Here is a 16,092-nt window from a genome sequence, read left to right on the forward strand (position 1 = left end):
GGAGTCAGACTAACGGATGGGTTCGCGACACCATAGCTGAACGACCTTCCTCGCCAGCCGTAAGAAGTATATCGTCGAAAACGAGCCCCATTTTCATCATCTGTGGTGCCGCGAAGCGCGGCATGGGGGGCTAACGGGTAACGATAGCACAGTAACCAGGGAGCAGATCGCCACGCGGCAGCTGCTCCCTGGTATAGTTGAATAGCGGCGATCTCTAAAGGAGAATTCGCCTCTAACAGAGGCTAAAAAAACAATAATAGATTGATAGCAATGGATCACTATGCTTTTTTAAATAATGAAGCCATCTTATAAGGAAGATGAAGGGGTGGTTCATAAAATATGATTAGTTGGGAAGAGTTTCTATAATAGCAGCATTATTATGGATATTTACAGCAGAAGATGGAGGATATAATGATAAAGATTGATAAAATAGGCGAAGCTTACTGGACTGAAACCATTTATTTAGGTGCTTTGGGTAAGTTCAAAAGCATTACTATAGATCTAGATGGATGCGACATAGCAGGGGCAAGGGATGACATGTCCCAAAATGAGAAGTTAGAAAAAGCGACAAACTATTATCATGCAAGATTTAAGGAGTTAGAAGCAAATGTGGGTTTTATAAATGAACAATTTCTAATGTGGATTATAACTCACCTATGTGACATAGAATATCCTTTTTGGGAATCTGGAGATGGAGATAAAGATAGTAAAGAATATCAAGATCATATAGTTAAAGAAGAAATGAAAAAATTTGAAGATGAATTTGGACAATTTAAACATGACCCGTATAGTTCGAGTCCCATCTATAAAGAAATTCAGAAATATAATGTTTATACGAATAAAGACAATTTATCAAGTTATGAAATTGTAGCTAAGTATTTACCAGTGCTTAACTTCAAAGAGCTTGTCGATACAATTGAAGCAGATTGTATAGATACATTTGAGGATAACATAAACTTTCAAGTGAGTAGTAAAGTTTGTGGAGGTATGTTACTTTGCGCTACTTACGGAACAATATATGCCAATAATGAGCTAGAAGTAAAACAAAATTGTTGACATGAAATAAAGCTTTGAATAATAATGCACGATAAAAGAATAGTTTCATTCTAAAATTAAGCAAGGAGTGTGCATATAATGGGTTGGTTTTCGAAAGAAACAAAAGACAATTCTTACGTTGTAATTCCCTCAGAAAATGTAACTAAGATACAAGTTGGAGATCCGTGTTATGTTGGTTATCAACTAGATGGGCAAGAATTTTGGGAATTAACTGGTGTCTCTTATTCGACTGAAGTATCTTCGTTAGAAGTCCGTAAATATAAAGACCATATGGCAGGATATCGACATCATGCCATATTGCCGCTAAGTAGGCTGCTATAAGTTAATTTTCTATTTTGAAGAAGAAAGTGGATGACCTTTGTAAAACAACAATTTTATTTGGAAGTGAGAGCATTGAATATTAAGACAACCTTAGCTGAGTTAATGTGCATGTATGTGGAGGGTTGTTTCCTCTTTCAAGAAAATCACATAAGTTAAAAGGTGAAAATCACATTAAAAAATTATGGTGCATCAATTGTAAAGAGAGAACAAAGCACGTTGAAAAACTGAGAGATAAAACTGATTTGCGATTGTATCCAGTTAGTGCTTATAGTAAAGATGCAATAGAAAACGATGATGTAGATTGGGAAAAGATATTTAATTTGAAAACGGAATGAAGCAAATATATTTCATCTGAGTTGTTTGAATCGTAAAGTAATACTGAAGTGTTAAAGCCAGTAGAGAAGGAAGGGGCACTAAGATTAATAGAATTAATCTTGAAAATAAAGGGCAATGTGACTTGAACTATTTATTTGCCACAGCTCGAATCATTTTTTTTGCCTAAATCAGACGATTTCAGGCTATTTTCATTCCACCTAATATTTATTTGGAGCATTTCTTTGCCGTAAGTACTGAATTTGAAGCAATTCCAGTAATATGTAGTAGAAAATTCGACTTCGCTCAACTAACGGGCAGATTTGCGTAACAAGGGGGCAGGTTACACCAATCCGTCCGTCGAATATCAACATAATGCTATTCGATATTTTGGAGATGATTTTTTTGAAACTCTATGTTGTGAGACATGGTCAGACTGAGTGGAATCATGAAAATCGTGTTTGTGGAAGAACTGATGTCCAATTAACGGCTAAAGGTGAAAAGCAAGCAGAGGAACTATCAAAAATATTACAGTTGAAACAAATCAACATCATAATAACATCACCTTTATCTAGAGCAGTTAAAACGGCTGAAATACTTTCAAGTGCGATTAATAAAGATATTATAATTGACAACAGACTTATAGAGCAGGACTACGGGGTATTTGAAGGAATTAATCGAGACAATGAAAATTTTAAAGAAGCAAAAAGACATTTTCCAATTAAGCTTTCTGGTGGTGAGTCGATTTTACAAGTCGCACAAAGAATTTTTAATATACTTGATGAAATTAAAGGAAAGTATAAAATCAGAATGTTCTAATTGTAACCCATGGCGGAGTCTCTAGAGTAATTAATGCCTATTTTAATCAGCAGACGAACGAAGAGTTTTATCATTTACATATTGGAAATTGTGAATTGAAAGAGTATGAATTTCAATGAAAAAGAACTTTTCGAAAGAACAATAACGGGAGTGAATGACGGGAGCATCCGCTGTGCGACCTGATCTCGATCGTTGAAGTAACTGGCAGGATTGCTTAATTAGATATGGGAGGTTAAGGAGGAATAATTCGTGCCAATCATTACCTTTGGCGTAAAAGAAGAGGGCAAGGAATACATATGGAGACCTGCCGCGTATTGTTTGATGTTTAACAAAGAGAAAAATAAAATCGCTGTTATTCAAACAGCTGATGGCAAGTATTTTCTTCCAGGTGGCGGAATAGAAAAAAATGAAACTCGTGAGGAGTGTTTAATAAGGGAAGCTCAAGAAGAGATGGGGATGCAGGTTCAAGTAGGTCGTTATATTGGGTGTGCTCGAAGATATTTTTACTCCACAAACGAATTCAAATATTATCTTAGTGAAGGTCATTTTTATCAATGTGATATAGGTGAGCAAACAGGTAATCCAACAGAAGAAGACCATTATTTGCGATGGATTGAACCAGCTAAAGCTATTAAGAGCTTATTCCATGAACACCAAAGTTGGGCAGTAGTGAAAGCATTACACGATTGAACTAACGAGAACTATAGCTTAACAATCACCAGAACGAGGCTGCCGGCATGTAACGGCAGCCTCGTTGAGCTAACATCACGAATACTTCCGAAACGGATATTTAGGGGAGGAAAAGTATGGAGCCTAGATTTGAAACAAACCGCTTAACTCTTAGATTATTTGAACCCTCGGATGCATTATCAGTTCAAGCCTTAGCCGGAAGCGAAGACGTTGCACGGACAACCCTCTCTATTCCTCATCCATATCCAGATGATGCGGCTGAGGCATGGATTGAACGTACTCGAAACGCATCTAAAAACGGGGATATTTTTTCTTTCGCAATGGTCAAAAAGGAAGATGAGATGCTTATTGGGTGCGTAAGTTTACGTGTTTCAAAAAGTGAAAACCAGGCTGAACTAGCCTACTGGATTGGTCGTCCTTTTTGGGGGCAAGGTTATGCCACAGAAGCAGCACAGAAGATGATTAAATTTGGTTTTGAAGGGTTGGGCTTAAATCACATTTCTGCTGCTGCAATGACAAAGAATCCAGCGTCTTACAAGGTTATGCAGAAAATTGGGATGAAGCTAGAAGACAAATTGCCTAAACAAATCTTAAAGTCTGGAATTTACGAAGATTTAGTTCATTACGGTATGGTTAAATCAGAAACTATTAATGATTAAGCTAACTGGCAGGATGGCGGAACAATTAGAACAGCTTTCGTCAGAGAAGCTTAAAGATGCGACTAGCCAGAGAGGGCACATCCGAGCCAACTTGTTTCGTAAACATTTGTGGAAAGGGGGTTCACATCGTGATAGACAATATATCGGGAATCCAGTTAAGCCGATGTTTTCATGAAAATTATATAGTCCCTCGCCTTTCGTCCAACTTGCCAATGCTGTCGTACGCGTCAGCTCTTGTCGGTCCTGGTAGCGAAGTTTTAGGTTACGATACAACGATGTCACGGGACCATGATTGGGGGCCGCGTGTGCTGATATTCGTCCGTGAGGCCGATGTTTCACAATGTGGAACTATTATTGAGGTCATACAAAAGGAAGCTCCTACAACGTTTAATGGTTTTCCGCTTAACATCGAACAGACTATTGTGACTACAGTTCCGTCTTATTATGGCAGACGATTAGGGGTCGGACCAACCAGATTGTTCGAGGAATTGGAACCGCTCGATTGGCTGACTATCCCTTCCCAGACGTTGGCAGAGCTTACTGGAGGAGACGTCTTCTGGGATGATATAGGCGAACTGACAGACGCTCGTGATCTGCTATGTTTTTATCCACAGGATGTATGGCTTTTTTTGATGGCATCGATATGGAACCGGATCGGGCAGGAAGAACATCTGATGCCAAGAGCAGGCTTCGTAGGAGACGAATTGGGATCGGCTCTCATTGCATCTCGCCTCATTAGGGACGTTATGAGTCTTTGTTTTCTGATTGAGCGGAGCTATGCCCCTTATCCTAAATGGTTCGGCACCGCCTTCCGGGGGTTAGCTTGTGCATCTGAAATGATGCCTCAATTTTTAATAGCACAAAATGCTGAAGAGTGGCGAGAGCGTGAGCAAGCTCTGGCGACAACCTACCGGATCGTCGCACAGCTGCATAACGGACTGCATTTGACCGAACCGCTTGAGGAGAAGGTGAATCCCTTTTTCGATCGTCCGTTTTCAGTAATCGGTGGAGGTCGGTTTGCGGAAGCATTGGTGAAGAAGATAAAAGACCCTGCTCTATGCAAGCTTGCTGCCTTTGGGATCGGCGGCATTGACCAAATTAGTGATAACACCGATTTTCGCGCTATTCAGGAACGTTTCCAACCACCATCTGGAGAGACAAGCCCACTTCGCGCTTTCTACGACCGCTTTATGTAGATTGCGCTACCCTGAAAATAACTCATAGCGCGTATCCTTAAAAAAGGCAATACGAAACTAGGCGCAGCTTGTACAATTTTTAAAAAAGCTGCGTCTTCTTTGTTAAGGAGGGAACGGATCAGGAAGCTTCAGATGTGGCCAATGTTACGGTAAAACCAAGGTTTTCAAGCTTTCGGACAGTTTGTCTAACGATAGCGTCTTGGTGTCGTTTCTCAAAGTAATCTGAACCTAACTCTCTGTATTCTTCCTGTCGTGTTAGCAAATAGTAATTGATTGTCATGATCGAATGTGCAACAGCAACGGCTGCTCGGCGCCTTCCTTTACGGGCAGCGATTCGACGGTATTGGGCTCCAAGGTAATTATTAGATCCCCGTATGGATTGGGCTGCTTCGGTGAGGGCGGAACGGAGATACTTATTACCTTTGCGCGTTTTGGAGGATTTGCGTTTGCCGGCGCTTTCGTTTTGACCTGGAACGAGACCGACCCATGAACATAAATGTGCTGCACTCGGGAAGCGCGAAGCCATGTCGGTTCCAACTTCGGCAAGGATTTGCTCAGCGGTTCGCCGAGCGATTCCCGGAATGCTGTCCAGTCGATCCAGGTCCTGCTGAAAAGGGGCGAGCCGTTTGGCTACCTCTACGTCAAGCTCAGCGATTTGCTCCGAAAGGAAATCGATGTGGGTGAGCATTGTTTTTAGCATCATGCGTTGGTGTGAGCTCATGTTTCCGCGGAGCGCCAGCTCAAGCTCTTCTTTCTTTTTCTTCATCGTTCTGCGTGCGAAACCAGCCAGCGTTTCCGGATCCGTCTCGCCGTTTACCATGGCCTCTAGCATGTCCCGGCTGGAAAGCCCCATAATATCGGACACGACGGAAGCTAGCTTGATATTAGCGCCTTCAAGAACTTTTTGAATCCGGTTATGTTCACGAGCTCGTTCTTGGATAAGGCTCCGCCGGTATCGTACGAGTTCCCGCAATTCCCGTTGGTTTCAGTCAGGGATGTAGCTTGCTTTAAGCAATCCATGGCGGAGGAGATCGCAGATCCATTCAGAATCCTTTACATCCGTTTTCCGACCAGGGACAGCCTTCATGTGTTGTGCGTTGACGACGAGGAATTGAATGTCTTCCGCTTCGAGCAAGTTCACGATTGGCTTCCAGAACACGCCGGTGCTCTCCATGGCCACAATGGGTGCAGCGGTGTTCCTTAATCCAGTCCATCAGCTCGATAAGATAGATGGTGTGGGTACGAAACGTCTTAATCTCCTTTCCTTCTGGAGTAACGATGCAGGCTGTGATGCTCTTCTTATGAACATCTAAACCGCAAGCTCGTTCAATAAGAACATCCATGATACTCACCTTTCTACGGCAAAGAAAAATTGAGGGCTGGTGCAACAACCAAAAAGGATTAATCTACCCTGCGTGCTTCCTTAAAAGGAGCAACATTCCGTGGTGCACCGAGGTCGTTGGGGTCAGACTAACGGTTGGGTTCGCGACACCATAGAGCTTCGACCTCCCTCGCCAGCCGTAATATAATTATAAAACGCCTAGCCCCAATTTTCATTATCTGTGGTGCCCGGCAGGGCATGAAGGGCTAACGGGAGACGATAATTCAATCACGACATAACGGCAACCGCACACGATCGGTTGCTGTTATCTGTTGAAGTAACGGGCAGCATTCCTATAATGAGGAAATATGAGATTTGAGAAATAAAAAGACTCCTTGGTATGATGTTCTTGGGTCCCAGATGCTCGCCAGCTACCGGATCCAAAAACAAAACTAAGGAGACTACAAGATGAATTCTACTCAAAATGAGCGTATTAATCAAATCACTACTTCTACCTTAATTGTCGGAGTCGACATCGCAAAATTCAAACATGTGGCAAGGGCCCAAGACTACCGCGGAGTCGAGCTCGGGAGGCCATTTACGTTTGAGAATAACCGAGAAGGCTTTAAATTGTTTGTTAGATGGTTCCGGAAGATTGCGACGGAGCAAGGGTTCAAGGACACCATAGTTGGCATGGAACCCACTGGCCATTACTGGTTGAACCTCGCATATTACCTGGGAGAACAACAAGTATTATGTGGTGTAGTTAATCCACTGCACGTGAAGAAAAGCAAAGAATTAGACGACAACTCACCGACCAAGAACGACATTAAAGATGCCAGAGTCATCGCACAACTTATCAAAGATGGGAGATACGCCTTACCTAATCTTCTCCACGGCAAATATGCCGAACTGAGGGAAGCGATGAAAATTCGCGATCATCTGTCGACTGACCTACGAGTGGTGCAAGGCAGGGTTCATAAGTGTGTGTGTGGCGAGAACAGGCCGCATAGCTCCTTGGTTTTTCAAATGTCATTTTATTTTGTTCCTGAAGGTTTCTCCAAGTTTACTTTTGGGACAGCCTCTTCGTATTATTAGGTCAACCAGAGTTTACTGGTTGGCCTATTTTAATGGTCGTTTTATGATGGCAGTAGCCGGGAGAACGTGACAGCCCCTGGGGATTTACCCCGTACTAAAAACTGTTCTCCCACTACCCCCTTCTACCATGTTTGAGCTGGTTGAGGCATTGACCTCGTATCACAAGCGAAGCTGTGGAGTTGGAACCATTGTGGGATTACCGGTAAATAGATAATGGAGGAACAATATGAGACCTGTCATTGGTATGGATGTAGCAAAAGGAAAATCAGTCATACAAGCATTCATAAAACGTAATGCTCCTTATGGTCGAGATCAAGTGATCTGGCATACGCCAAATGGCTTAGAACGACTACTTCAAATTTTAGCCGAACTAGAAATGACGACTAAGACGAAACCAGTTGTTATCTTAGAACCAACCGGACATTACCATCGTACTCTCGTTCAGCGAATACAAAGCGAAGGGTATGACATAATACTTGTTAATCCTTTGCAGGCCCAAAGAGCCCGAAGAACAAGTTTGCGTAAAGTTAAAACAGATGCTTCAGATGCTTGGCACTTAGGAGACTTATACTACCAAGAGGAAGATTGGTTAGTCCATCCTTGTCGGGAAGAACATCTCATGGATTTGCAATTTCTAACCAGGCAGCATGAGTTCATCACCAGCCTTTATGTACAAGCTAAATTAAACATGCGAACGTTGCTAGATCAAGTGTTTCCGGGCTACGAGGGGGTTTTTAAGGACTTATTTTCTAAAACCTCTCTTAACCTGTTAGACCTGTGTTTGTCACATGAGGGTATCCAGAACAGAGATGAAGAAGACTGGATTCAGACAGTGAGGGAAGCGACAAAAGCCTCTCGTTCCGAGGCCTGGATGAATCGTAAAGTAGACAACTTAAAGGCGGCTGTGCTCCAGAACCCTGTAACACAGGTTTCCTTTGGATTAGAAACAGCCCTACGCAGTATGTTGAAAACGGTACGTGGGTTTCAAATGCAACTCACTGAACTTGAGAAAACCATTCTGGAGTTGTCGGCAATGATTGAGGAAGTAAAGCTACTAGAGACTATTCCTGGGGTAGGCACGAAAATTGCAGCTGCCATTGTTTCAGAAATTGGCGACGCGACACAATTCCGATATCCTAAACAATTGGTGGCATATGCAGGGCTAGATCCAAGTGTCTTTAGCTCTGGAAAGTTTACAGCGACTCAAAATAGGATTACAAAACGGGGATCCAAACGATTGCGACGCGCTGTATATTTAGCCGTCACCTGTGGTTTACGGGTAGGTATTAACCTTCGAATGCGTGAATACTATGACAAGAAAAAAAGTGAAGGGAAGCCCCATAAGGTAGCTGTGATCGCTTGCGCCAACACGTTACTACATCACATCTACGCTATGCTCAAAAGAAGGCAACCCTACACTTTATAACTCATTAATGCCATAAACTTCCATTCATATGGAGGTTTTATTTGTGGTACTTATTTTTCAGTATAACAAATCTTTAGCCTTTCAAAAAGCTTGACTTGACATACCATTAGCTGGTTTTTCTTTTAACTGAACTGCATGCACCAAGAAAATAATACTTTATTATTTCATAGATAGAAGAGGGGGATGAAGAGCGAGCGCTGCTACTACGCTACAATAACTAGGTTTCTTCTTATTGAAATAAGGAAATTAAGCCAGAAGTGAGTATTTTCAAATGGATGTTTTACAATATATGCAAAATGCAATTAATCCGCATAATCCGATGGCTTTCACTATTAAAGGATTACGATATCCAAGAAATATACCAGAATGACCCCGTCCGAGTTCAAACTGCATTATCTTGGAAAAGAATAAAAATGCGCAGGGGAGGCATGTCCGCAGGGCGGAGGTGGCCACCCTTCACTGTATAAAGCTCCTGCAGAAATCTGCCCTTAAAGTGGGCTTACCCGCCTTATCCGGATGCGCCAATCCGTTTATAATCAGGTTGTAAGCGAATACATTAGGGATTTATAAGGGGGAACTACCAATGATGAACTGCCAATGATGAACTACCAATGATGAACTACCAATGATGAACCGTATGCTAATAACATCTCTGAGCCTGGTCCTGGCACTAGATTGGAAGCAGGCTGAGGGCGGAAATGCGGAGTAACAGTGGGGCCATGTGCCATGATTGGAGCGGCTTGCGCGGAGATTGTGCATGAAGTGCAACAATGCTAGATCAATAGCAGCGACCGTGGGGAGATTGTGCATAAAATGTAACAATACAGCTCAGTAGTAGCGACCAACTCAGAAATCCTGCACAAGGTGCAACAAAAACCGGGGCTGTACTTTAAAAGGAAACTTTGCTGATGCAGAAAAGGTTAGTATTACTCTGCCATTTCCGAAGCTGAACAGGAATACGTCGACTTTCTGAAAAGAGTAATAGAGCATCACTGGTGAAATCATCATTGACTGATGATAGAGTGTTTTCTAAAAAATATGAAAGAGGTGTTTATTTATGCTAAAAAAGTTAAGCTTATTAAGTTTAATTGTTTGTATGCTCGCCAGTCTGTTAGTTGTCGTTCCTTTGACAGCAAGCGCGGCTACAGTTGTAAGCTATCCATTACCGTCGATTTATACCACGACCAGTCAATACACGGTAACAGCAGACTCTACAAATATACCGGTAATCGACACTTCGGCGGTATTTGTAAACTATAATTATTGTAATTTCTCTTTTTCAGGTACGACTACAATCACAATAACAGCAAGCGAGACAATCAATACCTATAATATTTCTCCCAAAGCTTTGGGAATCACTGCAACAAAGAGCGGAAATACACTTACATTTACACTTTCATCACCAACATATCTTATCGTTAAAATCAATAACCTGAAGGATCTGGTTATTGCGGCAGATGCTCTCGAAACCAATGTTCCGGCTTCATCCGGTACAGGTATATACAATGTTAAAACGCAATACGGTGCCGACAGTACCGGTGCCGCTATGGCTACAACTGCAATACAAAACGCCATAAATGCGGCTAACGCAGCAGGTGGCGGTATAGTATACGTTCCAGCCGGAGTTTATAAGAGCGGAAACCTTGTTTTAAAAAGCAATGTTTCGGTTTATCTGGAGGGTGGTTCTGTTATAAGGGGTTCAGGAAATCCAAGCGATTACACTACCCATTTTCATAAGAATTCTCTGGGTAAGGATGGAACATGGTTTATTTATACCGAAACAAATGCAAACAATATTAAGATATACGGCAGGGGGACTATTGACGGCAATGGCCATTATATGAGAAATACAAACAATTATTTGAACAATATTCTTGTGCCCTTGCAGAGCAGCAACTTCACGGTTGACGGCATAACAATAAGAGACAGCGGGGGCTGGGCTACGATCGTTACCAGATCTAATAACGTAACCTTCCAGAATACAAAGCACTTCAACAACAATGAGCTTGATTATGAAAATGATGCAATAGACATTCAAGAGAGCCAGAATGTACTCATAAAGCATACTGTAGCAGTATCGGAGGATGACACATACTCATTTAAGACATGGGATGTAGCAACTACGGATATAGCTGCAAACTGGCCTGGAAGTCCTGAAAACCAGTCAAATGTTGTTGTGGATGATGCTTTGGCCTGGAGCAGATGTGGAGCATTCAAGGTTGGAGATGGAGTTAAACAGCTTCAGGATGGCATAGTTGTTAAAAACTCTTTTGTATACAGGTGCTGGCGCGCTTTAGCGGTAGGTCATCTTTATGGAACTCCAGCAGCACAAAACATCATATTTGACAATATAGATGTAGAAGGCTTCTGGCCAAGATCCGGTGTTCACTCCAGATGGTTTGATCTTTCTGCAAAAACCGGTCCGATCAAAAATGTGGTCTTTAATAATATCAATTTACGCGCTTTAGGTGAAGTTTCAATAATGAAGGGTTGGAGTGATACATCTACTGTCTCCGGAGTTACATTAAACAATGTTCGCGTCGGTGGAGTTGCGGCAACTAATTTGACAGATTTGAAAATAACAGATACGAACAGCTATGCGGCAGAACCAAAATTCAACACATTGAAATTTGAAGCGGAAGGCTATAACCTTAGCTCAGGTGTTCTTTCCTATGAATCCAGCACAGATGGCGGGCTGAATGTGGGTGGAGGAAGCAATGGCGACTATATAGCATTTAAAAATGTAGACTTTGGTAGTACAGCTAAAACAAGTATTGATCTGAAGGTTGCATCGGCTAATTCCGGCGGAAGGATCGAATTCCACTTGGATAGCCCTACAGGCACTATGCTGGGTTATTGGACGGCAGAAAGCACAGGCGGATGGCAGAAATGGTCAGTCAAGAATATCCCGCTGAATGCCGGGACAGCTGTAGGAACCCATACGGTATATGTTACTTTTGTTAAGTCAGATTCAAGCACAGTTGCAAATTTAACTTGGTTCCAGTTCAAATAGAATGGAAACGGTTTGATTTAATTGCAATAAGATGGATAAAGGGGGATATCAAATGATATGTCCTCTTCATTCAGCTAAAGTTTTTTCCTACGACTGACCAACTAACACAAAAAAACAGCAAGTCTCCTAAGTGAAATAGGGACTTGCTGTTTGAGGTTTCAATTAATTCTTAAAGCTATGAATTGGAGCTGAGATTCGTCCGCCACGATTAACGAAGTTAGCGCAGTTGAAGCCGTTTACTACTATAACTGGTGCATATCCGAGCAAGCCGCCAAATTCGACCAAAGGTCATAGCTTCCAGTTTCTCTAGTGTAAGGGTACCCCGCTGAAGTATAGAATTGACAATAGCCAACTTATCCTACATATAACAGAGGACCAGCGCCTTGGAGTCAAGAGTTGAATGGCGATGTGAAAGCAAGCAATCTCCAGACGGGGGTATATTCAGGACCTGTTGGAAGTCCGTATGGTCAACACAGGTTTTCAAGGGACTGTCTTGTGCGTGAAGAAAATATTGAGGCATTAAATACATCGATTTATAACCGGTCACATTCGGATAAAGAGAATGGTGCTTTCTATTATTTTCTTCCAACCAATGTGGTGTTGCAACGTAACGCTTCCTTTACGCAAGTCATCGCGGATACATGGTATCTATGCTTAATGATTACCGTTCAACTTCCATTTAAGAATAATGACAAAGCAATGCGCATGCTCTGCAAAATGCTTCCCAAAGAAGTCGAGGAGCTCATTGCCGAGTGGGATCACAGCAGATTACATGCAGCTTTTGAATTGGTCCATAAACAAAATAAGATTCGGGAATGGCTGAATTCCAGTGACGTCATTTTTTGGCCACATGAAAGACCATGTAGACAGTCGCGGCTGCAACTCTTTCCAAGAGTTGCAAGATGAAATAGACCGCTATATCAAATATTACAACCATCACAGATATCAATGGGGATTAAAAAGATGACCCCTGTTCAGTACGAGGCCACTGAAGAACTGGCCATTTTACTTTCACGTGGCACGTAATCAATAGCAAAGAAGACATCTGTCTGAGAATTGGAGGCAGATGTCTTCTTTTTAGGGGCTATTTCGTGTGTATGGACCGAGGGTTCCTAATCCACTAACTTCAATATTCGTTTGAGGTTATCAGCAATTATGGCCATGGCCCCTTGCATCTGCATGCCAAGCAGACCCGAGGATGTGGCAACATCATACCCGTGTCCATGTTTGAGTTCGCTGTTCTTTGCTTCAATTTTGTAGCGTTCTTTGGATTTTGCCTTGAAGTACTCCGTCTCTTGAAATGCCATCTGTTCGGAGTGTTCGTTGGATTTAATGCTCACTGAGTAGGTTTTGCTCTGGGCTCCCTCTTTTCGATCTTGTACAAGTCACCGTCCCCGAGCCGCGCGTGGTTCATTGGACGAATCATTGGAGCGGTAAGCTGCAAGACAATGATTCTCAGGATCTTTGGTCTGCAACTGAGGATCCGTTAAGCCGATTGGATCAGCAATGGTTCAAGGAGAAGCGGAAGCTGATAGCGGACGAATCTGCATTTGTTTACCAGATGCGTGAAGGAACATTGGAACAGCATGTCTGGTGCTCGCTGCCCCATACGACATACACGGCATTAACACCAGATAATTCGCCGAGCGGGCAGCGAACATCTTTTATAACAACCGTTCCTGTGGAACAACAGGTGATATTTGTGCAAGCCCTGCATTATGATGCCTGCGAGGGCAATCAAGTTTTGGGTCGACTCGAAGTGGCTGAATGGACTGCCGATACCCTTCAAATATCGTGGAATCACGCGGATTCACAGGCATCTTATCACATACATCTATTAGACGGAAAAGTGTATATTGAGAAGCTAGTCTAATGTCATTATGATACCCATGTGAAACAATTCGAAATAACCCCTAAGTAGGGGAAAAGGGTGTGTAAGAATGAAATACTATTATATAAAAATAGCAGCAGGGGGGATAAGAGTAGTGAAAAGAAAGTGTTATCAAGTTCTTGTCATCCGACAGCTGACGAGCGAGCGAGCATCATTCATGCATGCTGTCGGGTGACAAGAACATAGTAACATTGAAAGCCGCATAAATTGCGGTTTTTTTGTTTTATGTTATCAAGTTCTTGTCAAAATGAAATGACAAGAACTTGATAACATTCCCGATTGGTGACAAGAACTTTGTAACAATCCCGACGGAACATTTTTCAAAATATTCCCTTAAACTAAACTTATTTTTTAAGTCTGGCGTTTTTCAAGGCATTAACCGTGATTAATCGCTCTTTCTGTCGAAAGAAAATAAAGTTGTAGACTAAGAAAAAAAAGATGTAGACTGAGGAAAAAAGTATTAGACTCACGCGACAGCGTTAAACTAAACATTCCTGTTAAGGCTAAGAAATCGCCTTTGTCAAAAAAGGAGCGCCTCGGTATGATGGGTTTGTCCACGGGTTCGAAACCCAACACCATCTAGGAGGCGCTCTTACTATGAAGTTTAAACAAACAGAAGGACAAAATCAACGAATAGAACGAATTAGCACATCTCATCTTGTTGTAGGTATCGACATGGCCAAAGAGACTCATGTGGCACAAGCTACGAATTATCGTGGGATTGTGCTCTCGAATCGACATCTCTCGTTTAATAACACCGTAGAAGGGTTTGAAAAACTGCAACGATGGGTAGAAGGACTTCAGAAAAAGCATCGTTTGAACAGCGTCATTTTGGGAATGGAACCTACAGGACATTATTGGTGGAACTTAGCGAATTGGCTTACAAACAAAGGATATAACGTCGTCCAAGCGAATCCTGCCACGACCAAAAGAAACAAAGAAAACCGAGATAATTCTCCTTCCAAGAGTGACCCGAAGGATGCCCTAGTCATCGCAGATGTTGTAAGCCGTGGTTATTACTATGACTACACGCAACAAACTAACGTATTCCAAAGGCTGCGCACCATGATGAGTGACCGGGAGTTTTGGGTTGCTAACAGCGTACGGTTGCAGAATCGGATTATTCGTTGGTTGGATATTCGCTTCCCGGAGTATACATCGGTGTTTAAGGATTGGACTTGCAAGCGTTCAATGGCCACATTGAAAGAGCTACCGTCCCCGCAAGATCTTGCATCTCGATCTGTAACTGAGATGATTACGACCTGGAGAAAGCATATGCAAAGAGCAGGCGGCTCCACAGGCATGCAGAAAGCCGCTGAGCTTATCACTCAAGCCAAGCGGAGCGTAGGAGACATTACGGCATTGGACGAAGCAAAACAAGATTTAGGTCGGCTAATCTCAGAATACGAACGTATTGTGGGTGTGTTAGAGGTGATGCAGAAACAAATCCTGGCATTACTTAGCGAGATTCCTATGGCAAGTCAACTTCGATCCATTAAGGGGCTTGGTCCCATCTTTGTTGCAGCAATTTTGGCTGGTGCCGGTGACCTTAGACGGTACGCGCATGGACGTCAGTTATTGCGAAAGGCCGGTCTTAATCTGGCCGAAAGTATGTCGGGAAAACGGAAGGGGCAGATTGTTATATCGAAACGTGGAGATTCTACCTTACGTAAATATCTGTTTCTCGCAACCATACAGCTCATAGGAATCAATCCTGTCTTTCGAGAGCTACATAAGAAAAACATTAAAGTTAAGCATATGAAGAAGCAACAATCCGTATTTAAACTTCTAGGAAAAATGGCTCGAATCCTGATCAGCATCGTTCAACGAGGAGAAACATTTTCGCCCGAAAAAGCAAGTCACGTCACTACTCAAGCTGCATAAGACATTGAATACCACATAGATTGACTCATTCGCAGGATTTAACAAAGAAAGCACGGAGAACCGAGTTCCTGCCCGAAAAGGGCTTAGACCCGTCCGCTAAACGCAATCGGTCTCCACACCTTGGATAGGTATGACGATGGAATGTAAGGGCCTAGACCCGTAGAGCCATGGGATGGTGAACATCCAAGGCATTTGTGGAGTTGGTGTGCAGTAGAGTGAGCCTGAGGGAAATGGTTTATACGTTCCTTCTGTTCCCGCATGCCCCAAAAATGAACCCAATGCTTATATAAGCTTGTTTTCCGAGTATTCGTCATTCCAATAGGTGCTAAAATCCTGCGAGTGAGTGAGCATACGTGAGAAAAACCCTTAAAACCGAGGGACGGGCAGATTACGCTAACAAATTATG

General features: G+C 42.6%; 13 protein-coding genes and 4 pseudogenes. 14 read left to right on the forward strand and 3 right to left on the reverse strand.

Annotated elements, in window-relative coordinates; genetic code table 11:
- Window positions 1–411: 411 nt before the first annotated feature.
- The 7 genes from LRL21_RS43255 to LRL21_RS43280 all read left to right on the forward strand — a co-directional run bounded on the left by LRL21_RS43255 (window position 412) and on the right by LRL21_RS43280 (window position 5,053).
- Complete coding sequence (locus LRL21_RS43255) at window positions 412–1,056, forward strand: hypothetical protein (RefSeq protein WP_240421946.1); 645 nt, start codon at window positions 412–414, stop codon at window positions 1,054–1,056.
- A gap of 78 nt (window positions 1,057–1,134) precedes the next feature.
- Window positions 1,135–1,377, forward strand: a complete 243-nt coding sequence (locus LRL21_RS43260; protein ID WP_240421947.1) for a hypothetical protein — start codon at window positions 1,135–1,137, stop codon at window positions 1,375–1,377.
- Between the two features lie 717 nt (window positions 1,378–2,094).
- Window positions 2,095–2,508: a histidine phosphatase family protein gene (locus tag LRL21_RS43265; RefSeq protein ID WP_240421948.1), complete on the forward strand. Its 414-nt coding sequence runs from the start codon at window positions 2,095–2,097 to the stop codon at window positions 2,506–2,508.
- A 29-nt stretch (window positions 2,509–2,537) separates the two neighbouring features.
- Window positions 2,538–2,627, forward strand: coding sequence for a hypothetical protein (locus tag LRL21_RS47145; protein WP_420832571.1), 90 nt, complete (start codon window positions 2,538–2,540; stop codon window positions 2,625–2,627).
- A 130-nt stretch (window positions 2,628–2,757) separates the two neighbouring features.
- Window positions 2,758–3,198, forward strand: a complete 441-nt coding sequence (locus tag LRL21_RS43270; protein WP_240421949.1) for an NUDIX hydrolase — start codon at window positions 2,758–2,760, stop codon at window positions 3,196–3,198.
- A 116-nt stretch (window positions 3,199–3,314) separates the two neighbouring features.
- The gene (locus tag LRL21_RS43275) at window positions 3,315–3,857 is read left to right on the forward strand and encodes a GNAT family N-acetyltransferase (RefSeq protein WP_240421950.1); all 543 of its coding nucleotides are present in this window, start codon (window positions 3,315–3,317) and stop codon (window positions 3,855–3,857) included.
- A gap of 128 nt (window positions 3,858–3,985) precedes the next feature.
- Window positions 3,986–5,053, forward strand: coding sequence for a DUF4037 domain-containing protein (locus LRL21_RS43280; RefSeq protein ID WP_240421951.1), 1,068 nt, complete (start codon window positions 3,986–3,988; stop codon window positions 5,051–5,053).
- A gap of 118 nt (window positions 5,054–5,171) precedes the next feature.
- On the opposite strand, the pseudogene LRL21_RS43285 reads toward LRL21_RS43280, so the two are convergent.
- Window positions 5,172–6,396: pseudogene (locus tag LRL21_RS43285) on the reverse strand (IS110 family RNA-guided transposase).
- Between the two features lie 446 nt (window positions 6,397–6,842).
- Between LRL21_RS43285 and LRL21_RS43290 the strand changes: the two are divergent.
- The 3 genes and pseudogenes from LRL21_RS43290 to LRL21_RS43300 form a co-directional block, all read left to right on the forward strand.
- Window positions 6,843–7,355, forward strand: a pseudogene (locus tag LRL21_RS43290) (IS110 family transposase); the annotation flags it as partial.
- Window positions 7,356–7,698: 343 nt separating this feature from the next.
- Window positions 7,699–8,898: an IS110 family RNA-guided transposase gene (locus LRL21_RS43295; protein WP_240421952.1), complete on the forward strand. Its 1,200-nt coding sequence runs from the start codon at window positions 7,699–7,701 to the stop codon at window positions 8,896–8,898.
- A gap of 1,057 nt (window positions 8,899–9,955) precedes the next feature.
- Window positions 9,956–11,911: a carbohydrate-binding protein gene (locus tag LRL21_RS43300; RefSeq protein ID WP_240421953.1), complete on the forward strand. Its 1,956-nt coding sequence runs from the start codon at window positions 9,956–9,958 to the stop codon at window positions 11,909–11,911.
- Window positions 11,912–12,073: 162 nt separating this feature from the next.
- On the opposite strand, the pseudogene LRL21_RS43305 reads toward LRL21_RS43300, so the two are convergent.
- A pseudogene (locus LRL21_RS43305) lies at window positions 12,074–12,196 on the reverse strand (hypothetical protein); the annotation flags it as partial.
- 111 nt (window positions 12,197–12,307) lie between these two features.
- Here LRL21_RS43305 and LRL21_RS43310 point away from each other — a divergent pair.
- Entirely contained in the window at window positions 12,308–12,817 is a 510-nt protein-coding gene (locus LRL21_RS43310; RefSeq protein WP_076238303.1) for an ABC-ATPase domain-containing protein, read from the forward strand.
- Window positions 12,762–12,878, forward strand: coding sequence for an IS3 family transposase (locus LRL21_RS43315; RefSeq protein ID WP_240421954.1), 117 nt, complete (start codon window positions 12,762–12,764; stop codon window positions 12,876–12,878). Before LRL21_RS43310 ends, LRL21_RS43315 begins: the two co-directional genes overlap by 56 nt.
- A gap of 145 nt (window positions 12,879–13,023) precedes the next feature.
- Here LRL21_RS43315 and LRL21_RS43320 read toward each other — a convergent pair.
- A pseudogene (locus LRL21_RS43320) lies at window positions 13,024–13,281 on the reverse strand (transposase); the annotation flags it as partial.
- A gap of 35 nt (window positions 13,282–13,316) precedes the next feature.
- Here LRL21_RS43320 and LRL21_RS43325 point away from each other — a divergent pair.
- Complete coding sequence (locus LRL21_RS43325; protein WP_240421955.1) at window positions 13,317–13,784, forward strand: hypothetical protein; 468 nt, start codon at window positions 13,317–13,319, stop codon at window positions 13,782–13,784.
- Window positions 13,785–14,399: 615 nt separating this feature from the next.
- The gene (locus LRL21_RS43330; RefSeq protein WP_240421956.1) at window positions 14,400–15,686 is read left to right on the forward strand and encodes an IS110 family RNA-guided transposase; all 1,287 of its coding nucleotides are present in this window, start codon (window positions 14,400–14,402) and stop codon (window positions 15,684–15,686) included.
- Window positions 15,687–16,092: the final 406 nt, after the last annotated feature.

The sequence above is a fragment of the Paenibacillus periandrae genome (assembly GCF_022458865.1).
In the GTDB taxonomy this organism is placed as follows: domain Bacteria; phylum Bacillota; class Bacilli; order Paenibacillales; family NBRC-103111; genus Paenibacillus_S; species Paenibacillus_S periandrae.

What these genes read in the sequence shown, in the direction of transcription:
- LRL21_RS43255 (WP_240421946.1), top strand. Translation starts at nt 412, where the DNA reads ATGATAAAGATTGATAAAATAGGCGAAGCTTACTGGACTGAAACCATT.
- LRL21_RS43315 (WP_240421954.1), top strand. Translation starts at nt 12,762, where the DNA reads ATGAAAGACCATGTAGACAGTCGCGGCTGCAACTCTTTCCAAGAGTTG.
- LRL21_RS43260 (WP_240421947.1), top strand. Translation starts at nt 1,135, where the DNA reads ATGGGTTGGTTTTCGAAAGAAACAAAAGACAATTCTTACGTTGTAATT.
- LRL21_RS43295 (WP_240421952.1), top strand. Translation starts at nt 7,699, where the DNA reads ATGAGACCTGTCATTGGTATGGATGTAGCAAAAGGAAAATCAGTCATA.
- LRL21_RS43275 (WP_240421950.1), top strand. Translation starts at nt 3,315, where the DNA reads ATGGAGCCTAGATTTGAAACAAACCGCTTAACTCTTAGATTATTTGAA.
- LRL21_RS43330 (WP_240421956.1), top strand. Translation starts at nt 14,400, where the DNA reads ATGAAGTTTAAACAAACAGAAGGACAAAATCAACGAATAGAACGAATT.
- LRL21_RS43300 (WP_240421953.1), top strand. Translation starts at nt 9,956, where the DNA reads ATGCTAAAAAAGTTAAGCTTATTAAGTTTAATTGTTTGTATGCTCGCC.